The sequence below is a fragment of the Streptomyces sp. NH27 genome (assembly GCF_056859195.1).
On record NZ_JACEGK010000633.1, the window covers coordinates 1 to 4119 of the forward strand.

Sequence of the window (4119 nt, forward strand, 5' to 3'; positions counted from 1 at the left end):
ACTCCGCCCCCGACTCCGCCCCCGACGCCACTTCCGACTCCACTTCCGCCTCCGCCACCACCACCGGGTAGATAGGGTCGTTCAGCAGCGGCAGCCCCAACGCGTGCATGTGCACCCGCAACTGGTGAGTGCGGCCCGTCAGCGGCCGCAGCCGGTAGTGGCCGAGTCCGCCGCGCCGCGCCGTCAACTCGACCACGCTCTCCGCGTTGTACGGCCCCGGCACCTCCCGCGCCGCCATCTGCCCGCGCTCCTTCACGATCCGGCTGCGCACCGTCGCCGGCAGCGCGACCGTCGGGTCGTACGCCGCGACCGCCTCGTACTCCTTGCGTACCCGCCGGTCCCGGAAGAGCGTCTGGTACGCCCCGCGGTCCTCGGGGCGTACGACGAACAGCACCACTCCCGCGGTCAGCCGGTCCAGCCGGTGCGCGGGGGACAGCAGCGGCAGGTCCAGGTCGCGCCGGAGCCGGGCCAGCGCGGTCTCGGTGACATGGCGGCCGCGCGGGGTGGTGGCGAGGAAGTGCGGCTTGTCCGCCACCACGATCCGCTCGTCCCGGTGGAGCACCTCCACCGGGAACGGCACGGCCGCCTCCGGCGGGAAGTCGCGGTGGAACCACACCCACGCGCCCGGCTCGTACGGAGTCAGCGACCCCACCGGCCCGTCCACGGTGACGAACCGCCCCGCGGCGAGCATCGCCTCGATCCGCTCCCGGCCGACCGCGGTTCCGTACCGCTCCAGCAGGTAGCCGCCGACCGTCGTCCAGGCCGCGGGTCCGGCCGCGTCGTCCCGCTCGCCGGGTTCGGGCAGCCGTACCCGCACCGGGTCGACGCCCTCGCGTTGCCCCAACGGCGCGGCGGGCGCCCCGCGCCCCGGTCTGCGCGCCATGGCGTCTCTCCCAGCCTTTCCGACCTGGTCTTTTCCAGGTCGTACACCGCCAGGCTACGACGTTGCCGAACCGGGGCCGGGCCGCGGCCGGACCGGTGGCCGGGTCAGTCCTCCCGGCCCTCCGCGATCTCCCGCAGCCGTTCCAGGTGGCCGCCCTTCTTCTCCCACGCCGAAAGGGCCGCCTCGATCTGGTCGTGCGTGGCGTCCGGCTTGCCCTTGACCACCACGACCATCTCGGTGTTGGGCGACAGCGGCACGATCGCGGTGTCCAGAGTGACGCCCTCGGCGAGCGCCCGGGAGATCCGCACCGGCAGCTCACCGCCGGCGTCCGGTCGCGCGTGCCTGGTGTAGTAGCGGTTGCCGGGGGAGTCCGGCGGCAGCGGGTCGCCGCCGTCGAGGATGTGCTCGATCGAGCCCTGTCCCCACTCCAGAATGCGTTCGATGTCCCGCAGGGTCGCCGTGACGCTCTGGAACTCGTGCCCGCGCTCGATCGTCTGGATCACGGTCCGCTTCACGCCGATCGAGTCGCCGAGACGCACCTGGCTGAGTCCTTTGCGTTTGCGGGCTGCCCGGATGACGCCGCCCAGCCGCAACCAATCTCCGTCCATGGCCCACATCATGCCGGACTGCACGCAACCACGCAGCCATCTTCCGAGCCTTTGACCTGCGGCCGATACGGCCGGAACTCGTCCATTGGTTGCCTGATATGGCGGTGATGAGGCTCGGGAGAATGTGATCAGATGGGGCTGGCAAGCTTAGAAAGCTCACATTAAGGATCTGATGGACTTGCGAGCGGGGTAGCTGGCGGATACTTTCGAGACGTGAGACCGAACGGGGCGGCAATGAGGGCACTTCGCATTGCTCGGAAGATGAGCCTTCGCGAGATGCAGGTGGTGACGGGCCTGGACCGGGGCCATCTCTCCCGCCTGGAACGGGGCTTGGCCGGGGCGAGCGACGGCACGATCCGGCGCTGCGCCCTCGCCCTCGACGTCCCGGTCGCCGCCATCACCCACGACGACCGCTGACCACCGGACGCTGACGAAAAGTCACTCCGCCTTTTTGGCACAGTAGTTGACGACTTCCGCGTCGGACGAAGGCGATGTCCGGTGCGGACTGCGTGGGCGCGGTGCGCCAGCCGCCCGGCCAAACCTGCCGAAGCGGACGGTAGTTCAGACAGTGGACCAGATCTGGGCGGTCTGGGAGACGCTGCACGAGGCGGTGGACACTTCGTGGCCCGCGGTCACGGTGAGGCACAGCCCGCTCGCCACGTTCGTGAATTCGCTGCCGTGGGAGGTCTTCGCGGCGACCTTCCACTTCTGCAAGGACGAGTCGCTGCACGCGCTGATGTTCGCGTTGTTGCCGAACGCGCCTGCGGTGAGACAGCCGTTGCCCGCCTGGTTGACCAGGCGGAAAGTGCCTCCGGACCCGGCGGAGTACGTCCAGGTGTAGGAGAGGGTGCCGCCGTACGTCGCCGCGGAGCCGCAAGCAGCCGTCTCCGGGGTGTCGTTGGCGCCGGTGGAGAAGTCCCCCAGGCACTCGGCGTTGGAGTAGTTCCTGAGCCGGCCGTGCCCGGTCGGCGCGGATGTGCCGCCCCCGCCCGACGCGGAACCGCCGCTCGACCCGCCACTGCTCCCGCTGCCGGACCCGCCGCCCGTACCGCTACCGCTTCCGCCGCTTCCGCCGCTTGTGCCGCCGCCGGACGATCCCGTCCCGCCCGAACTCGAGCCCGTTCCCTTGCCGGTGGCCGTATGGCCGGAACCGCCCTTGGCGGAGCCCGGGTGCGGGGCGGTGGACCTGCCCGCCGAACTCCCGCTGGTGGTGGGGCGGTCCGATGCCGTCGAGGATGGCGGCCGGGTCGAGTCGGCCGCGTCGGTGGCGCCCGCGGTGGGTGTTGAAACGGCCGAGGATCCGGGGCCACCCGCGCCGCGAGCCGTACTGTCGTCCGGGGTAAGGGTGATGGCCAGGGTCGTGCCGGTGCCGATGAGTACGGGGACCACCAGCAGCAGCACGCGCTTGCGGCGTTCGCGCCGCTTCTCCTGGCCGCCTGCGGTGCCCGGCTCGGCCTTCGGCTCCGGCGTCGCCGGGGGCTTCGGCGCGGGTTCCGCCACGGGTTCCGGCGCGGACTTCGCACCGGACTGCGGCGCGGACTTCGACGGATCGGGTGGGTCCGCCTCCGCCTCCGCCCCTGCCCCGGCCGGCACGACGGCCGCCTCGGCGGCCTTGCCGTTGCCGCCGCCCGGTGCGGCCGCGGCCGCGAGTGCGGCGGTCACCTCGGGACCCGGCGCCGTGGCCGCGAACGCGACCCGCTCGGAGATCCGCTCCCGGACGGCGTCCGGCCAGGGTGCAGCGGTCAGGGGCGAGTGGCGGGCCGGTTCGGCAGCCTCGGGTGACGCCCCCGAGTCCCCCGAGCCCTCCGAGTTCTCTGAGTCCCCCGAGTCCCCTGATTCGGCCGGGACTTCGGCCGGGTCTTGTGCCGGGGCATCAGCCGACTCGCGCGGCTCGGACACCGCGAGCCGTACGGTCGCCGCCGTCACGTGCCCGGTGGCGCGCCCGGCCAACTGTGCCGCGGTGGGGCGGGCGTCGGGATCCTTGTCGAGGCACGACACCAGGAGCGCGGCCAGTTCGGGGTCGACCGCGTGCAGCGGCGCCGGATCGGGCACGTCGTGCACGATCCGGTAGAGCACATCCACGCCCGCGCCCGTACCGAACGGCGGGACGCCCGTCGCCGCGTACCACAGCACCGAGGCGAGACCGAAGACGTCCGCGGCGCCGGTCAGGTGCTTCCGGGCGGCGGCCTGTTCGGGCGCCATGTACGCGGGTGTGCCGATGACCATGCCGGTCTTCGTCAGCCTGCTCTGATCGGCGGCGCGCGCGACCCCGAAGTCGATCAGGGTGACGCCGTCCAGCGTCAGCATGACGTTGGACGGTTTGAGGTCGCGGTGCACCATGTCGAGTTCGTGCACGGCCCGCAGCCCGGCCGCGGCCTCCCGCAGCAGCGCCCACAGCGCGCCGACCGGCAGCGGCCCGCCGAGCCGTTCGACCGCGTCGGCCAGCGTGACCCCGGCGATGTACTCGGTGGCGAACCAGGGCGGGCGCGCGGTGCGGTCCCCGTCCAGCAGTTTCGCGCTGACCCCGGTCGGCAGCCGGGCCAGGTTGTCCAGTTCGTGCCCGAAGTGGCGCAGGAAGCTCTCGTCCTCGGCGAGGGCCGGCATGTCGGACTCGTAGTCGTCGCCGTG

Annotated in this window: 4 protein-coding genes; 1 reads left to right on the forward strand and 3 read right to left on the reverse strand. The window is 72.4% G+C overall.

The window, feature by feature from the left end:
* Both AC13HU_RS33470 and AC13HU_RS33475 read right to left on the reverse strand, forming a co-directional pair.
* Positions 1–883, reverse strand: an 883-nt coding sequence (locus tag AC13HU_RS33470) for a pseudouridine synthase (RefSeq protein ID WP_483045747.1), incomplete at its 3' end; no start/stop codon positions are given.
* Between the two features lie 104 nt (positions 884–987).
* Positions 988–1491, reverse strand: a complete 504-nt coding sequence (locus AC13HU_RS33475) for a helix-turn-helix transcriptional regulator (RefSeq protein ID WP_483045748.1) — start codon at positions 1489–1491, stop codon at positions 988–990.
* Positions 1492–1725: 234 nt separating this feature from the next.
* On the opposite strand from AC13HU_RS33475, the gene AC13HU_RS33480 reads away from it, so the two are divergent.
* Positions 1726–1908, forward strand: coding sequence for a helix-turn-helix domain-containing protein (locus AC13HU_RS33480; protein ID WP_483045749.1), 183 nt, complete (start codon positions 1726–1728; stop codon positions 1906–1908).
* A 144-nt stretch (positions 1909–2052) separates the two neighbouring features.
* Here AC13HU_RS33480 and AC13HU_RS33485 read toward each other — a convergent pair.
* Positions 2053–4119: serine/threonine-protein kinase (locus tag AC13HU_RS33485; protein WP_483045750.1), on the reverse strand; the 2067-nt coding region annotated here is incomplete at its 5' end.